The 16465-nt window shown below is 64.8% G+C and carries 18 protein-coding genes; 13 read left to right on the top strand and 5 right to left on the bottom strand.

From position 1 onward, the window contains the following. Window positions 1-18: 18 nt before the first annotated feature. Window positions 19-1392 carry a glutamyl-tRNA reductase gene (locus CXY71_RS14840; protein ID WP_104136900.1) on the bottom strand — a complete coding sequence of 458 codons (1374 nt, stop codon included), beginning with the start codon at window positions 1390-1392 and terminating at the stop codon, window positions 19-21. Between the two features lie 72 nt (window positions 1393-1464). Between CXY71_RS14840 and hemE the strand changes: the two genes are divergently transcribed. From hemE to CXY71_RS14775, 13 genes are all read left to right on the top strand, one after another. Further along, window positions 1465-2571, top strand: a complete 1107-nt coding sequence (gene hemE / locus CXY71_RS14835; RefSeq protein ID WP_104136897.1) for a uroporphyrinogen decarboxylase — start codon at window positions 1465-1467, stop codon at window positions 2569-2571. An 87-nt stretch (window positions 2572-2658) separates the two neighbouring features. Beyond that, window positions 2659-3012 carry an NAD(P)-binding protein gene (locus tag CXY71_RS14830; RefSeq protein WP_104136894.1) on the top strand — a complete coding sequence of 118 codons (354 nt, stop codon included), beginning with the start codon at window positions 2659-2661 and terminating at the stop codon, window positions 3010-3012. Next, a complete protein-coding gene (locus tag CXY71_RS14825) occupies window positions 2979-4325 on the top strand; it encodes an NAD(P)/FAD-dependent oxidoreductase (protein ID WP_104136891.1) in 1347 nt (448 codons plus the stop codon). Before CXY71_RS14830 ends, CXY71_RS14825 begins: the two co-directional genes overlap by 34 nt. Before the next feature lie 213 nt (window positions 4326-4538). Further along, a complete protein-coding gene (locus tag CXY71_RS14820; RefSeq protein ID WP_104136888.1) occupies window positions 4539-4952 on the top strand; it encodes a hypothetical protein in 414 nt (137 codons plus the stop codon). Between the two features lie 75 nt (window positions 4953-5027). Further along, a complete protein-coding gene (locus CXY71_RS14815) occupies window positions 5028-5447 on the top strand; it encodes a phage holin family protein (RefSeq protein WP_104136886.1) in 420 nt (139 codons plus the stop codon). After that, entirely contained in the window at window positions 5434-5682 is a 249-nt protein-coding gene (locus CXY71_RS14810; protein ID WP_104136883.1) for a DUF3618 domain-containing protein, read from the top strand. Before CXY71_RS14815 ends, CXY71_RS14810 begins: the two co-directional genes overlap by 14 nt. Before the next feature lie 72 nt (window positions 5683-5754). Then, window positions 5755-6507, top strand: a complete 753-nt coding sequence (gene hemQ, locus CXY71_RS14805) for a hydrogen peroxide-dependent heme synthase (RefSeq protein WP_104136880.1) — start codon at window positions 5755-5757, stop codon at window positions 6505-6507. After that, window positions 6507-7631: a ferrochelatase gene (locus CXY71_RS14800; protein WP_104136877.1), complete on the top strand. Its 1125-nt coding sequence runs from the start codon at window positions 6507-6509 to the stop codon at window positions 7629-7631. Before hemQ ends, CXY71_RS14800 begins: the two co-directional genes overlap by 1 nt. Then, window positions 7628-8581, top strand: coding sequence for a hydroxymethylbilane synthase (gene hemC / locus CXY71_RS14795; protein WP_104136874.1), 954 nt, complete (start codon window positions 7628-7630; stop codon window positions 8579-8581). Before CXY71_RS14800 ends, hemC begins: the two co-directional genes overlap by 4 nt. Window positions 8582-8585: 4 nt before the next feature. Next, window positions 8586-9374: a uroporphyrinogen-III synthase gene (locus tag CXY71_RS14790; RefSeq protein ID WP_104136870.1), complete on the top strand. Its 789-nt coding sequence runs from the start codon at window positions 8586-8588 to the stop codon at window positions 9372-9374. A gap of 111 nt (window positions 9375-9485) precedes the next feature. Then, complete coding sequence (gene hemB, locus CXY71_RS14785; protein WP_104136867.1) at window positions 9486-10469, top strand: porphobilinogen synthase; 984 nt, start codon at window positions 9486-9488, stop codon at window positions 10467-10469. Continuing rightward, the gene (gene hemL / locus CXY71_RS14780) at window positions 10466-11839 is read left to right on the top strand and encodes a glutamate-1-semialdehyde 2,1-aminomutase (RefSeq protein ID WP_233204657.1); all 1374 of its coding nucleotides are present in this window, start codon (window positions 10466-10468) and stop codon (window positions 11837-11839) included. Before hemB ends, hemL begins: the two co-directional genes overlap by 4 nt. Window positions 11840-11966: 127 nt before the next feature. Continuing rightward, the gene (locus CXY71_RS14775; RefSeq protein WP_104136865.1) at window positions 11967-12317 is read left to right on the top strand and encodes a hypothetical protein; all 351 of its coding nucleotides are present in this window, start codon (window positions 11967-11969) and stop codon (window positions 12315-12317) included. 127 nt (window positions 12318-12444) lie between these two features. Here CXY71_RS14775 and CXY71_RS14770 read toward each other — a convergent pair whose 3' ends face one another. The 4 genes from CXY71_RS14770 to CXY71_RS14755 are packed head-to-tail and all read right to left on the bottom strand — an operon-like array spanning window position 12445 to window position 16462. Then, on the bottom strand, window positions 12445-13002 hold the full coding sequence (locus CXY71_RS14770) for a VOC family protein (protein ID WP_104136862.1): 558 nt from the start codon (window positions 13000-13002) through the stop codon (window positions 12445-12447). A 42-nt stretch (window positions 13003-13044) separates the two neighbouring features. After that, entirely contained in the window at window positions 13045-14775 is a 1731-nt protein-coding gene (locus CXY71_RS14765) for a dihydroxyacetone kinase family protein (RefSeq protein ID WP_104136860.1), read from the bottom strand. Next, window positions 14772-15596, bottom strand: coding sequence for an HAD-IA family hydrolase (locus CXY71_RS14760; protein ID WP_104136963.1), 825 nt, complete (start codon window positions 15594-15596; stop codon window positions 14772-14774). Before CXY71_RS14760 ends, CXY71_RS14765 begins: the two co-directional genes overlap by 4 nt. A gap of 5 nt (window positions 15597-15601) precedes the next feature. Further along, window positions 15602-16462: a class II fructose-bisphosphate aldolase gene (locus tag CXY71_RS14755; RefSeq protein ID WP_104136857.1), complete on the bottom strand. Its 861-nt coding sequence runs from the start codon at window positions 16460-16462 to the stop codon at window positions 15602-15604. Window positions 16463-16465 lie beyond the last annotated feature (3 nt).

Here is a 16465-nt window from a genome sequence, read left to right as displayed (position 1 = left end):
ACCGGTCGTCAGGGTGAGCTAGGAGGCGAGCTCCTCGGTGCCGCCGGCGTCCGCTGCGCCGGCGGCGGGCAGCGTAACGTCGATGCTGAACAGGGCATCGAGCCCGGTGAGGTAGGCCTTTTGTTCGCCGGCCCGGGCGAGCTCGCGGGCGCGCACCATGGGGGTGTGCAGTAGTACGCCGGCCAGGTGGCGCAGGGCCGACTCGGTCGCCTCGCTCGAGTCGCCGCGGTTGCGGGCCCGGGCGATTTCGGCGTCGCGCAGCTCGAACACATAGCTGCGCAGGGCGACGACAGCCGGGGTAAGGCTCTGTTCCTCGGCCACATCCGAGAACTTGCGGGCGGCCTTGCCAACGATTTCGCGGGCCTCGGTCGTGGCGTTCAGCTCTTCGAGCGGCGCATGGATGCTGATGGTCTCGAGGTCGAGCAGCTCGACGCCGGGCACCAGGGTCACGTCCGGCGCCACGTTGCGGGGCAGGCCGAGATCGATGATGAGCTGTGGCGGCGCTTCGGGGCCGGTATCGGCCGGGCAGAGACGGGCCGGGGCATCGGCGGTGGCGCCGGCAATCGCGAACGGATCCACGCCGATCTCGGCGCGGCCGCGGGTGATCAGGGCCGCATCGATGACGTGATCGTCGCGCAGTGTGCAGGTGACGACGACGTCGGCACGGGCGACTTCCGCGGCGAAATCGGCCGTGGCAACGGCGTCGATGTCATGGGAGGTGGCGAACCCGACGGCGCGACCGGACGGCGAGTAGACGCGCACGTTCTCGGCGCCGCGGTCACGCAGCGCGGCGAGGGAGGCGCCGGCGTAGCGGCCGGTTCCGACTAGCAATACTCGAGCGCTGGACCAGTCGCTGACCCGGCTTTCGGCTAGTTCGAGGGCGAGACGCACGATCGAACGCCCGGCCGAGCCGATGCCGGTGCGGTTCTTGACTCCGCGCGATGTTTGGGAAGCCCGCTGAAACAGACGCTCCAGTTCCGGACTCGTGGTGCCGTCGGCGCGAGCCTGCTCCAGCGCGCGGCGCACCTGGCCGGCGATCTCGACCTCGCCGACAACGACGGATTCGAGGCCGCTCGTTACGGCGAACAGGTGCTCGGCAACGCCATTGCCGTGCACGAGGGTGAGATTGTCGCGCAGGGTGTCTTCGGTGACGCCAGTGCTGGCGCTGACGGCCTCGATCGCGGCGTACACGGCGGGCAGCGGTGACACGCCATAGGGCTCATCGAGATCGAGGTAGGCCTCGAAACGGTTGCAGGTGGCGACGACGACCGCACCGCTGAGCGGACTGTACTGCTCGACCATGCGCATGGCCGAAGCGCCGCCGCCGACAGACAATTTCTCCAGCACATCGAAGGTGGAGTTTTTGTGACTGGCCGACAGAAGAATGAGCACTAGCCGATTCTACGACTTATTGCTGTACGCTCCCGGCACACATCGTCAGGGATGTTTGAGAGAATGGGCGGGATGATCCTCGACGCGCAGCATCCACTCTCCTCCGGCCTCACCGCCGACTCCCGCCTAATTCAGGCCTATCAAGGCGTTCGGCCCGACGTGACGCCGGTGTGGTTCATGCGTCAGGCCGGGCGATCATTGCCCGAATACCGTGAACTGCGTGTCGGCACGCGCATGCTCGACGTGTGCCTCGACCCCGAACTCGCGAGCGAAATCTCGCTGCAGCCGGTGCGGCGCCACAACGTCGATGCCGGAATCTTCTTCAGCGACATTGTCGTTCCGCTCAAACTCGTCGGTGTTGACGTGGCGATCGTGGCCGGCAAGGGTCCGGTGCTCGGCAAGGCGGTGCGCACGTCAGCGGATGTCGACGAACTCACCGCTCTGGACCCCGCCATTCTCGACGAGGCCCTCGCGCCGATTCGCGACGCAGTGTCCCGCGCGGTGTCCCAACTCGGATCGACCCCGCTGATCGGCTTCGCCGGCGCGCCGTTCACCCTGGCCGCATACCTGGTCGAGGGTGGTCCGTCGAAGGACCACATCCACGCCCGCACGCTCATGCACGCCGAGCCCAAAGCATGGGCGCGGCTTATGGCGTGGACCGCCGACGTTACCGGTCGGTTCCTGCGCGCCCAGGTGCTCGCCGGCGCCAGCGCTGCGCAACTGTTTGACTCGTGGGCCGGCGCGCTTTCGCTGGCCGACTATGCGGCATCCGTTGCGCCAGCTTCGGCGGCGGCGATCGCGCACGTGCGCGACCTGACTTACAGCGTGAACAACGTCCAAGGCAATGTACCGATCGTGCATTTCGGTGTGGGCACCGGCGAACTGCTGAAGGAAATGCACAACATCGGCGCCGACGTCGTAGGCGTCGACTACCGGGTGCCGCTCGATGAGGCCAACCGCCGACTCGGCGGAGCCGTTCCGGTGCAGGGAAACGTCGACCCGGCCCTGCTGGCGGCGCCATGGCCCGTGCTCGAAGCCCACGTGCGCGACGTACTCGAACGTGGACGCAGCGCGCCCTCGCACGTGCTCAACCTCGGTCACGGCGTTCCGCCCGACACCGACCCCGACGTGCTCACCCGCCTGGTCAGCCTCGTGCACGACGTGAGCGCGGCCGAGTAACCCGGTCCCACCATTTGCGGGCAACGTAGTATTCGTCCTGTAATTTTGGAGGGAGTCGCCGGGCGCTGAACAAGAAGGAACTCTGAAATGACCAGACCAATCGACGTTCTCGTCATCGGCGGGGGAGTGGCCGGCCTGGTCGCCGCCCGCGAATGCGCCCAAGTAGGCCTGGCCGTGACCATTATCGAAACAACGGATGCAGTCGGCGGCCCGGTCGTCGGCCATGTTCTCGACGGGCTCACCCTCGACAGCGGTGCCGAGAGCTTCGCTGTGCGCGGAGGCACGGTCGCGTCGTTCATCGAGGATCTCGGGCTCACCGACCAGGTCGTGGCGCCCAACGTCGCGGGGGCATGGCTGCACTTGCCGGCCCTCAAGCAAGCGGATGCCGCGGTGAGCGTTCCNTGCACTTGCCGGCCCTCAAGCAAGCGGATGCCGCGGTGAGCGTTCCGCTGCCCAAAGCCGGCGTTCTCGGAATCCCCGGTTCACCGCTCGCCGACGATGTACGCCGGGTCATCGGCTGGAAGGGGTCGCTGCGCGCTTACGCCGACCGGCTCATGCCCGTGCTCACGATCGGCCGCGAGCACAGCCTCGGCGACCTCGTGAAGAAACGCATGGGCCAGCGCGTGCTCGACCGGCTGGTGGAACCCGTCGCGTCCGGCGTCTACACGACGAGCGCTGTCGACCTCGAAATCGATGTGGTCGTCCCAGGACTCAACCGTGCCCTCACCACGGCCGGCTCGCTCTCTGGCGCGGTTTCGGCCCTGCGCACTGGCGCCCCGGCCGGGTCCAACGTCGGCGGACTGCTCGGCGGAATGGCCAGCCTGCCCGCCGCGATCGTGGCCGCCCTGCAACGCCACGACGTGGCAATTCTGACCGGAACCACGGCCACAGCACTGGTCCGCTCGGGCACCGACGACACGCCGACCTGGTCTGTCACAGTCACCCGGCAAGCGGATGCCGTCCCCACCGACCCGCAGGTGGTCCCGACCGACGGCGCCGCGCCCACTGACGCAGGTGCGCCGACCGGCTCCGCCGCGTCGCTTGCTCGACCGATCGCACGCACACACACCGACGGCACCGAGCCCGCCGCCGAGCTAACCACCGGCATCCTCACCGCCCGTTACCTCATCGTTGCGACCCAGGGCGCGCAGGCACTGCGCCTGGTCAACCCGCTCGGTGACCAGTTCGACGCCCTCGCCGAGCTCGACTGGCCAGCACCGACCGCCGTCACCCTGACCACGCTCGTGCTCGACGCGCCAGCCCTCGACGCTCACCCACGCGGCACCGGTGTGCTCGTCTCGGCCGATGCCCCCGACGTCACCGCGAAAGCGCTCACCCACGTCACGGCGAAGTGGGCCTGGGTCGCCGAAGCGGCCGGCCCCGGCCGCCACGTCGTGCGGCTGTCCTACGGCCGCGCCGGCCAGCCCAACCCGACCGACGATCTGAGCGATGAGGAGTTGCAGGCCCTCGCCCTGCACGACGCGAGCGCCCTGCTCGGTGTGCCGCTGGCAACGGCCTCGGTGCGCGCATTCGCCCGCACCGAGTGGCGTGACGCCCTGTCACCGGCCATGCTCGGCGCGCCAGAGCGTGCGCAGCAGGTGCGCGAGGCCGTCATGGCGACCCCGGCGCTCGAGATCACCGGCGCTTGGTTGGCCGGTACCGGCCTCGCCTCGGTCATTCCGCACGCTCTCGCCGCCGGCGACCGTATTCGGCACGCTGCGCTCGGCTTGACCATCGCTGCGCCGGACGCGTAGTCCCGGTACCGAACTGCCAAGATTCTTCCGTTGAGCAGCGCGGATACCGGTGTCTCCGCAGATACGCACAGTGCCCCCGAATGGTCGGCGCGCAGGTACCCCAAACTGTGCACTTCCTGTATTGACACGACCGGTGCAGACTTGCCGAACACCACCGAGACCGAAACGGCGAACCGGGTTACTCTGGGAAGACCTTACGAAAGTGGAGACTCAATGCGCGGAAAGCTTCTGTTCATCACGGGCGGACTCGTTGGTTATGTGCTCGGTGCACGCGCCGGCCGCAAACGTTACGACCAGATCGCCGCCGCCGCCAATGACCTCTGGAACGCCAAACCCGTGCAACGCCGGGTGACCGAGGTGCGCGACGCCGCCCTCGAACTCGTCGGCGACGTTCCCGTTGCGGTGTATAACGCCGGAAAGAAGGCCGTCACGCAGGCTGTCGCCAAGAAGAAGGCGGCTGCCCAGACCTCGACAACGTCAGCAAAAGCAGATGCTCTCACCCCCGCCGGCAAGGCCAGCACCACGACGAGCCGCGCGGCCGCCGCTAAGCCAACGCTGAGCGAGAAGCCGACGCTGACCGAGAAGCCGACGCCCAAGGCCAAGCCTGCGGCTGACGACGCCCAGTAGCTCGTAGCATTCCGACACTCGTTACACCGCCAGGCGCGACAACCCGGCGACACCCGAAGACAGGGAAGGCAATTCGTGACTAGCAGTGGATTCAACCCGAAGAGCAAACGTCCGTTGCTCGCGCTGATCGGGGAACTGCCCGGCCAGATCAGCGCCCTCGTGAAAGCCGAACTCGATGCCTTCAAGGCCGAGTTCACGGCCAAAGCCAAGAACTTCGGCATCGGTGCCGGCCTCTTCATCGTGGCCGGGGCTTTTCTGTTCTTCGCGCTCGGGGTGCTCGTCGCCCTCTTCGTGATCTTGCTGGCCCTCGTGCTGCCGCTCTGGCTTGCCACGCTCATCGTGCTGGTCGTGCTCCTGCTCATTGCCGCAGTCCTCGTGCTCATCGGCGTCAACCGGGTGAAGGCGGCAACGAAACCCGACCCGGAGGGCGTGCACGCGAGCATCCGTCACGACGTCGATGCATTCAAGGGAGTTGGCGAATATGACCACAAATGACCTGCGCGCCGAAGCCCGGCACGCTCGCGCCGAGCTCGCCTCGACGCTCGATGCGATCGAGTACAAGCTCAATATTCCCAAGCAACTGCGCATCAAGCGCCGCCGCCTGACCCACGCCTTGCGCCAGCTCGGCGAAGACAGCCCGGGCGCCCTCGTGGGCATTGCGTTCGGCGCGGCGACCGTCGTCGGTGTCATCGTCTGGTTCGGTGCCTCCGCGGTGGCCAAAAACCGGTAACCACCAGGATCGGTTCACAGCAACCGCACGGCTCATTTTGGTAGCGGGGGCAATACAGAGCAAACTAGACCCATGACTCACCCGGCTGCCGGAGAGGCAGTAACCAGCGTTCAGCCCACCACCCCCACCGATTCCGAGTTACCCGCGGCTTCGCCGCAAGGATTCACCCTCTTCACCGTGCTGCGAAGGGACCCGCACAATCCCGACGACCTCGACGGCCGCGATGTTCCGCACGCCGTGAACGAGCTCGACGACGTGGTGGCCTTGATCGAAGCCGAGGGCGTCACCGTGCGCGGCTTCTATGATGTCTCCGGCCTCAAGGCCGATGCCGACGTCATGATCTGGACCCACGCGCCCGAGGCAGAGACCCTGCAGTGGGCAAACCGTGAGCTGCGCCGCAGTCGCCTGCTCAAGAGCCTCTTACCGACCTGGAACGCCATGGGCGTGCACCGCGACGCCGAGTTCAACAAGAGCCACGTGCCCGGATTCCTGCGCGGACTCGAGCCCAAGGCCTGGATGACCGTCTACCCCTTCGTGCGCAGCTTCGAGTGGTACCTACTACCCGACGAAGACCGCAGCCGCATGCTCGCCGATCACGGACGCAAGGGCGCCGCCTATCGCGGTGCGATCGCGAACACCGTTTCCGCCTTCGCCCTGGGCGACTATGAGTGGCTGCTGCCGATCGAGAGCGACGAGCTCACCGAGCTCGTCGACCTCATGCGTGGCCTGCGCGACACTGAGGCGCGTCGCCATGTGCGCGAAGAGATCCCGTTCTACACCGGACGCCGCATCTCGACCGCCGAGCTCGTAGAGGTTCTGCAGTAATGGCCCAGTACGACGCCGTTTTGCTGGCCGGTTTCGGCGGCCCAGAGGGCCAGGACGACGTGATTCCGTTCCTGCGTAACGTCACCGGTGGTCGCGGCATCCCGGAGGCTCGCCTCGAAGAGGTCGCCACCCACTACCGCCACTTCGGTGGCGTGAGCCCGATCAACGACCAGAACCGGGTGCTCAAGGCGGCCCTGCAGGTCGAACTCGACCGTCGCGGCATCAACCTGCCCGTCATTTGGGGCAACCGCAACTGGGCACCATATCTGCGCGACACAATCTCCGACGCCCACGAAGTCGGCCAAAATCGCCTGCTCGCGATCGCGACGAGTGCCTACAGTTCCTACAGCGGATGCCGCCAGTACCGTGAAGACTTCGCTGCAGCGCTGACTGACAAGGGCCTGAACGACACGGTCCACATCGACAAGATCCGCCAGTTTTTCGACCACCCCGGCTTCGTCACCCCGTTCATCACCGGTGTCACCCAGGGACTCAAGGATGTCGTCGCAGCCATGCCCGGTATCGACGTCGACACCGAGGTCGAGATTCTGTTTTCGACCCACTCGATCCCGATGACGGACGCGAACAAGAGCGGCCCTGCCGAGCGCGGCTTCGGCGAGGGTGGCGCCTACGAGGCGCAGCACCGCGCCGTCGCCCAGGTCGTTATGGATGCCCTCGTGGAACCTGGAGACGCGGCCACCCCGCTCAAGACGCAATGGCAGCTCGTCTATCAGTCCCGCAGCGGCCCGCCCAGCATGCCGTGGCTTGAGCCCGACATCAACGATGCGATCGCCCTGTTGCCGCGACAAGGTATCCGTGCTGTCATTATTGTGCCGCTCGGATTTGTGAGCGACCACATGGAGGTCATGTGGGATCTCGACAACGAGGCCATGGAGACGAGTGCGAAGTTCGGCATCCACGCCGTGCGGGTGCCGACCCCCGGAGTCTCGCCCGACTTTGTCAGCGGCCTCGTCGATCTGATCGAGGAACGCCTGAACGACACCCCGAGCGAAGACCGTCCGGCCGAAACCGACCTCGGCCCCTGGTACGACGTGTGCCGCCCCGGCTGCTGCGAAAACGTGCGGCTCGGCTTCAAGCCGGCCGTCGCGGGAATGGCGCCGTGACCGTGATCCGCGTGGGAACGCGTGCGAGTGCCCTCGCCTTGGCGCAGACCCAGACCATCGTGAACCGCATCGCGGCATCGGCCGGTGTAGAGGTTGAAATCGTGCGTGTCACCACACACGGTGACACCTCGACCGCGCCGCTCTCGAGCCTCGGTGGTACCGGTGTCTTCGCGAGCGCCCTGCGCGAAGCCCTCTTGAATGACGAGTGCGATGTCATCGTGCACTCCTTCAAGGACCTGCCTACCGAGCCTCACCCTGGCTTGCGTATCGGCGCAACCCCCAAGAGAGCGGATGCCCGCGACGTGCTGGTCGCACGCGCCGGCTTCACTCTGGACACCCTGCCCGAGGGTGCCCGGGTCGGCACCGGCTCGCCCCGCCGCGTCGCCCAGTTGCTGGAACGTCGCCCCGACCTGACCGTCGTCGACATTCGCGGCAACATCGACACCCGCATTGGGCGCGTCGGCGAGGGCGACCTCGATGCCGTCGTGCTGGCTGCGGCCGGACTCGGCCGACTCGGCCGTCTGGAATTCCTCGCGCCGGAGTTTCTCGAGCTGTCGGCCTGGCCGACCGCTCCCGGCCAGGGTGCGCTCGCGATCGAGGTTCGTGACGGCAAGCCGGAGCGCCTGCTCGGCGTGGCACTCGCGACGATGAACCACGGCTCTACTCAGGCGACAACCACCGCCGAACGTACCGTGCTGGCCCGCCTGGAGGCCGGTTGCGCCGCGCCGATCGGCGCCACGGCCGTGGTTGACGATGGACTGCTCTTTCTCACCGCAACCGTGTATAGCCCGGATGGTTCCCGCAAGATCACCAGCTCGCACGCGGCGACGCCGGATTCCCACTCTGCCCTCCATCTCACTGACGCCGCGCTCGACGTGGCCGAACGTGTGTCCATAGATCTTCTGGCCGGTGGCGCGGCCGAGTTCGCTCCCCTGAAAGTGACTGAGTGACCACGTGACTAATCGACTGACCAAGCCCCTCGCGGGCTGGCGAGTTCTCGTTCCGCGAGGCGGCCCCTGGGGCGACCAGGTCGCAGCAAACCTGCGCGCCAAGGGTGCGCATCCCATCGTCGCTCCCATGATCAACTTCGCCGCGACCGACGACGCCCCAGCCCTCGACGCGGCGCTGACCCGCCTCGCCGCCGGCGACTTCGACTGGATGACGATCACCAGCGCGACCACCGTGGACGTTCTGTCGTCGCACCGCGCCGTTGTCGCGCCCGGAACCCGTATCGCTGCCGTCGGTGAGACCACCGCGGCCGCACTCATCGCGGCCGGCTACCACGTGGACATCGTTCCGTCGGAGGACAACTCGGCGCGCGGCCTGCTCGAGGAGTGGGAGACGGCCACCGCGGGCGTCATTCCCCTGCGCGTGCTGACCCTGCGCAGCGAGATCGCCAAGCCACTGCTCAGTGAGGGACTGCGTCGTGTCGGGCACGATGTGGAATCGGTCGTGGCTTACCGCACCATCGGTGTTCCGGTCAGCGATCAGGTCGTCGCCGACGTTAAGGCCGGCCTCGTGCACGCCGTGCTCGTGACGAGCGGCAGCGTGGCACGCCAGGTGCGCGACCAGTTCGGGGACATTCCCGAGCGCACTCTCGTGGCCTGCATCGGTCCGCAGACCGCCAAGGATTCCCGGGCTCTGGGCTTGCGCGTTGACGTTGTCGCCTCGGAACGTAGCGCCGAGTCGCTTATCGAGGCGCTCGTCTATGCGGCGCTCGCTGGGAGCACGCCGGCCGCGTGACCAGGGTGGCGGCATCCGCGCAGGCCGTGCCGCAGGCGTGTGCCGCCTTCTGGGGCGTAGAGGTAACGAGCGGATAACGAAACGCACAGCCTGGCAGCGTAGGCTGAACGGGTGACCAAACCCGTTATACGCCCACGACGTCTGCGCACCAGCCCCGCGCTTCGTCGTCTGGCCAGTGAGATTCGTGTCCATCCGGCGGAGCTCGTGCTCCCCATGTTCGTGCACGAAGGCGATGAGGCGCGACCAATCAGCTCAATGCCGGGCGTGGTGCAGCACAGCATCGACAGTGCCCGTCGCGCTGTGGTACAGGCAGCCGCAGCAGGCATCGGTGGCGTGATGCTGTTTGGGGTACCCGAAGTGCGCGACGCGACCGGAACCGGCGCGACCGATCCGGGCGGCATCCTTAACCTGGCCACCCGCGCCCTGGTCGACGAGATCGGCGACGCGCTCGTGGTGCAAACCGACCTGTGCCTGGATGAATTCACCGACCACGGCCACTGCGGCGTACTCGCCGTCGATGGCCACGTCGACAACGACGCGACCCTTGAGCGCTACCGCGATATGGCGCTGGCCCAGGCGACGGCTGGCTCAGCGCTGCTCGGCCTCTCCGGCATGATGGACGGCCAGGTCGCCGCCGTGCGCGAAACCCTCGACGCCAACGGTTTCGAAGACACCGCGGTGCTGGCCTACTCGGCCAAGTACGCCTCCGCCTACTACGGCCCGTTCCGCGAGGCCGTCGCCTCCACCCTGGTCGGCGATCGCCGTACCTACCAGCTCGACCCCGCGAACCGCCGCGAGGGCGTGCGCGAAGCGCAGATCGACATTGACGAGGGCGCCGACATCGTCATGGTCAAACCGGCCGGCAGCTACCTCGACGTCCTAGCCGAGGTCGCCGCTATGAGTGATATTCCGGTTTGGGCATATCAAGTTTCCGGCGAGTACGCCATGATCGAAGCTGCAGCTGCACAGGGCTGGATTGACCGGCGCCGAGCCGTTGAGGAGTCGGTGCTGAGCATCCGTCGGGCCGGCGCCGACGCTGTACTTACCTATTGGGCCGTTGAATTGGCCACTTGGCTCAAGGAGGAGCGAGCATGACCGACACGATGTCGAACCCCATGCAACACCAAGCCAGCCATAACGATGAGCTGTTCGATCGCGCTCGGCAAGTCATCCCCGGTGGGGTTAACTCACCGGTGCGAGCCTTCGGCTCTGTCGGCGGCACCCCGCTGTTTCTGGTGAAGGCCGCTGGTGCTTACGTCACCGACTCCGACGGCCGCGAATATGTCGACCTCGTCAACTCCTGGGGACCGGCGATTCTGGGCCACGCCCACCCCGAAGTCATCAAGGCCGTTCAGGATGCCGCAGCTCTCGGTTTATCCTTTGGCGCGTCGACGCCCGCCGAGACAGAACTGGCTGAGCTCGTCGCCGAGCGGGTCGGCGCGGTCGAAAAGCTGCGCTTGGTGTCGACCGGCACCGAGGCGACTATGACCGCCATTCGACTGGCCCGCGGCTTCACAGGTCGGGACCTGCTGATCAAGTTCGCCGGGCACTACCACGGTCACTCCGATGGGCTGCTCGCGCAGGCCGGTTCCGGTCTCGCAACCCTCGCCCTGCCCGGTTCGGCCGGCGTCACGGCCGCGACCGCCGCGCAGACCCTCGTGCTGCCCTACAACGACCTCGATGCCGTGCGCGCCGCCTTCGAGGCGCACCCCGGCCGCATCGCCGCCGTCATCACCGAGGCTGCCGCCGCCAACATGGGCGTCGTAGCACCGGATGCCGGCTTCAACGCGGCCCTGTCGGCGATCGCGCACTCGAACGGCGCCCTGCTCATCCTCGACGAGGTGCTCACCGGTTTTCGGGTGAGCCGCTCGGGCTTCTGGGGCCTCGAGACCAGCAGTCTCGAGTCGGCCGGTGAAGAGTTTTACACGCCTGACCTGCTCACCTTCGGCAAGATCATCGGCGGTGGCCTTCCCGTTGCCGCCCTCGGTGGTCGGGCTGACGTGATGGACTTTCTAGCGCCGACCGGCCCGGTCTACCAGGCCGGAACATTGTCGGGCAACCCAGTAGCCGTTGCGGCCGGCATCGCGACTCTCAACCTGCTCGAGGAGAGCGTCTACGACCGGCTCAACGCAACCGCCATTATCCTCTCTGAGGCTGTTTCTGCCTCGCTGGCCGCCGAGGGCGTCGCTCACCGGGTGCAGCGGGCCGGCAACCTGTTCAGCTTCGTGTTCGGCGAGGAGGCGCAGGGTTCAGCTCCGCGCACCTATGCCGACGTGCAGCGTCAGGAGGCTTTTCGCTACGCCCCGTTCTTTCACGCAATGCTCGATGGCGGCGTCTCGCTGCCGCCGAGCGTATTCGAGGCCTGGTTCGTTTCCGATGCACACGATGAGAGCGCGATCGGGCGCATCTTCGAGGCACTGCCCGCCGCAGCCAAAGCTGCAGCGGCTGCCCAGCCACAGTCCTAATTGAGCGTCACGATCGCGGCCCGGCCGGGAGTATGACGATTCAGTTGTGGAGTTCCTGCGCTGGGACGTTATTGCTTTGTGAGTTAAAGACAACGGGTTTTCGGGCCGGAACGGGCAGACTAGAACAATGGCTTCCCTGAGCGTGCATTCCGACCGGCTCGAGATCCACCTGACGCGCGCGGAAAGAACGCTCGCGCTGCGGCGCGACTCGATCGTGGTGCAACGAGAGAACATCCGCTCGGTGATCATCACCGCGGATCCGTGGATCTGGCTGCGCGGCATCCGCTCGCCCGGATCGATGATTCCGCTGGTTCTGGCGGCCGGAACCTGGAAGTTTCACGGTGGCAAGGACTTCGTCTCGATCAAGCGCCACCGCCCGGCCGTGGTGATCGACTTGGTCGACGAAGAATTCGCCCGCGTCATTCTGACCAGCCAGCACGCAGCCGACTTCGTCGACTCGCTCAAACTTCCAGCCTGACCCCCTCGGGCAGCACCCGGAGGGTCGACGGGGATTTAGGTGTCAAAAACGCTGCTTCATGTCTAACATCGCCAGCTATCAGTATCGGTCGAGCGCCGGCATGGCTCGACCAGTGTTTTCGTTGGTCCTAGTACGCGGTCTCGGCGACCAGTGCGGGGTGGAACAAGCGGGCTCCGCCAGATGCTTTGGCCTGATCGTCGTAGGCGGTGCCGTCGGGCGACGAAACGATCTCCAGCTGCATTCCCCACGGAGCCATGAAATAGCACCACGTGAGCCCTAGGTTGGGACCGGAATCATAGACGGTCGGCTCACCCAAGACCGTGACGTCGTTCTCTTTGAGGTAATTAATAGCCGCGGAGATGTCGTCAACGTAGAAGGCCAAGTGGTGTCCACCAATGTCGCTATTCTTCGGCTGGATCGGGTTCTCGTCGGGGGACTCGTACTCGAAGACCTCAAGGTTGCTGCCATTCCCTAGACGCAGATACCGAAACTCTTTGATGACGGCGCGCGGGTTGACCCGAAGGTGCTCGGCCATCCAGTCAGTGTCGTCGTTCCGGAAATCCGTTGCTGCAACAAAGAGCGTCTGAGCTCCAAGAATCTTCTCGAAGAAATCACACGCCTCGTTGATGTCGGGGACCGTAAAACCGATGTGTTCCATGCCGCGAATACCTGGGATTGCCATCATTAGCTCCTAGTCATGTTTCGTATTTGTATCAGAAGTAGCGGGTTATTTCCGGGCCACAGATGCTGCGTGCAATTCAGCAATTTCCGAGACGATCATCGAGAATGAGATTGCACCCGGGTCAGCAGAGCCGACCGATCGCTCTGCCAGTACCCTTGCTCGTCCAATGAGTGGCACGAGCGCTGCTGTGGCGTCCGCTGCGTCCTTAGACGTTTTGGCTGCTACCTTCCACGCATCGGATGCGGACGCGCCGTTCGCAACTGCCAACTCGAAGGCATCGGCAAACGGAACTTGGGCATCAACCATCGTTTTGTCACCGATGGATGCGCCTCCAAGCTGAATGATCGAGGCGACGAATGCCCGGATCGCGCGGGATTGGGCTGCAGCGTCCGGCAGCGCATCATCGCCCAGTGCGTTACCGGCGGCGGTAAGTGCGGCGCCCCACAAAGCACCTGATGCACCACCGGCTTGTTCAGACCAACGATCACCAGCGCCTACAAGAGCAGTCTGAGCGCCGGCACCCTCTGATACCAGCCACTGAACAGCCTCGGCGGCGGCGTGGGATCCCCGAGTCATACCTATGCCGTGATCGCCATCGCCCGCGATTGCATCCAAGTCACCGAGCATCTCGGCATTTTCGGCGATGAGATCTCTCACCCGACTAAGGCCTACGGAGATGAAAGCGGCGGCCGTGCAGGATTGGTTTCCTCCCCGCGTGTGTACTTTCAGCGGCTCCGCTGCTGTGTTGAAAATGCGGTCAGCGGGCAGCTGATTCGCCGTCATGGGGGAACGCTGCACTGCTGGCGTGTCGCACGGCGCAAACCAATACTTTTCGATCTCATCGTCGAGCCAGATCAGCGAAAGTGATACCCCACCCATGTCGAGCGACGTCATGAACTCTCCGACTTCACCGTCGACAACGTCGAGCCCAGCAGCTTTTAGTCGAACATTCACTGAGTGGTAGGTGACGAACAGCTCTTCATACTTGGCCGACCCAAGACCATTGAGAACGGCGATAACGCGCTTTCCTGGGTTCGCGGGGACGTCTTCGAGAAGCTTATCCACGAGGAGTTTAGCCACGTCGTCGGCAGTGCCGAGATCAGTTTCGTAGATGCCAGCTTCGCCGTGTACACCGAGGCCGACACCGATTTTACCCTCGGGCACTTCGAACAGAGGGTGGTCAGCGCCGGGGAGGGTGCAGCCGGAAAAGGCAGCGCCGAAAGTACGTGTGCGGTCGTTAACGTTATTGAAAACCCGCACGACCTCGTCGATATCGAGCCCAGCTTCAGCGGCAGCAGCAGTGACTTTCAGTACGGCCAGTCCGCCCGCGATGCCGCGGCGTTTGGCATGGTTCTCTGTAGTGGCGGATGCGACGTCGTCGGTAATGACGCAGGTTCGCACCTCGAGACCATCGGCTCGCAGCCGCTCTGCTGCCTGACCGAAGTGCAAAACATCGCCCGCGTAGTTAAGGAAGGCGATTATTACGCCGCCACCTTGATCGGCGGCCCTGGCCACGCTGCAAGCCTGAGAGGCGGAGGGGGAGGAGAAGATGTTGCCAGTGACGGCACCATCGAGCAGACCGGTGCCAACCCACCCCAGGAACCCCGGGTAGTGTCCAGTGCCACCGCCGGAGATGACGGCCACCTTTCCCGGTCGTGATTCCGTGCCGCGAACGACGCCCCCAAAGACTTTGCGCACGTAGCGCGAATTCGACTCAATGAATCCCTCGACAAGTTCAGCCGGAAAGTCCGCGGGATTGTTAACTAGGCGCGTCATGACGCGACCTTCCTGTTGTAGTGAACGTGCGTTTCATGCTTGAAACGAGGTGCAGCGAGGATTCGGCTGAGATCAATGAGCGAGACAAGGGCTCCGGGCCCTATCCGCAATGGATCATTGAGTACTCGAGTCGTTTCGCCAGGTGACGGATCACCGAGCGAGGATACGACGAGCGATGCATCGGAGAAGTCTTCATCTACGGTAAAAGTGCTCACCGTGACGACGGTGCGTAGACCCGCGCCAACGGCGGCCCTCAGACCGTTGTTACTGTCTTCTATGACGATCACATCGTCGGCATCAACTCCAAGCTCATTAATGGCAAGCAGGTAGATATCAGGGGCAGGCTTCTTGGCTGGCACGACATCCCCGGCGAAGACCGAAAACTGTGCAGCGAGATCAGCCCCAACAGCATGCGAGAGCACGGCGCGAACGGAAGCTTCTGCAGAGGTTGAGGCGCAGGCTAGATTCCAGCCGGCCGTGCTCGCCGCATGCACAATCCGCGCGATGCCGGGGCGGGGCGGCATCACTCCGTCCGCGACGAGGCTCGTGTAGATCTCGGTCTTCTTGCGGTGCCAGGCCGCGACAATTTCCGTCTGACCGGCGATGTCGCGGGGCAAGCCGGCATCCACAACGAACTCGGGGGTGAGAAGACTCTTCAGTCGTTCCTTGCCTCCGCCGATGCGGACCTTTTCGGCGTAATCGACGACGCTCCAACGCGCTGGTAGATCATAGAACGCGAATGTCTCGTTGAAGGCTCTGAGGTGGCCATCTTGCTCGGTGTCGGCGAGAACGCCATCGCAGTCGAAAATAAGCGTGGGCACCGCTGTCACCAGGCCTTTCCTGCACTGCCGAACTGCTGGGCGAGGCCTTCTACGAGGTCGGTGAGGTCGCGGCTTACCGACGTAAACAGCGACGGCGGGTCCCACTTATTGGCTTTTTCTGTCTCTCGAAGGAATGAAAGGTTGGCCTTCATGTATGCCTCTTTCATGGCGGTAGAGATGTTGACCTTGGCGGCACCCCGGGAGATTAAGTCCTGGAACTGCTCCGTGGTCAGCCCACTGCCGCCGTGCAGCGCGATGGGGATCGGGCGACGCTCCACGATGTCGGTTACGCGCTGGACGTCTAGGACCGGGGCGCTTTTGTAACTGCCATGGGCATTACCGATGGATGGGGCAAACACGTCGACTCCGGTAGCTTCGATGAAGCGCAACGAAGTTTCGAGTGATTCGCGGGCAGCCTCGGTATCGGAGCCGTGTCCGTCTTCGACTCCCGTAATCGCCTCGATTTCGCCTTCAACGTCTGCGCCGAATGACCGAGCCTCCTTAACGACCTCGATCGTCTGGCGTTGGTTCTCAGCAACGGGCAGTTCCGATGCATCGAACAGCACGGAATTCCAGCCCTCACGGAGACAGGTCGAGAGAACTTCACGGTCGGGGCAATGATCCAGGTGCAGTGTGACCGGAATAGTGATGCCATCCGTCATAGAGCGCCACATGCTGGCCAAAGCCTTGGGACCGATGCTACGAACGGTCTTGACCGACGTCTGGACGATGACGGGCGAGTTCGCCCTGACCGCACCAGCCAGCACAGCTTCCAACGTCAGATCGTTGAAAATGTTGATGGCCGGTACGCCATACCGCTCTCTGAATGCTCGATCCAGAATTTCCCTCAGTGGTACGACTCCCACAGC

This window comes from Cryobacterium sp. Y62 (genome assembly GCF_002929785.1).
Taxonomy (GTDB): Bacteria; Actinomycetota; Actinomycetes; order Actinomycetales; family Microbacteriaceae; genus Cryobacterium.
This window is presented reverse-complemented; position numbering and strand designations above follow the sequence as displayed.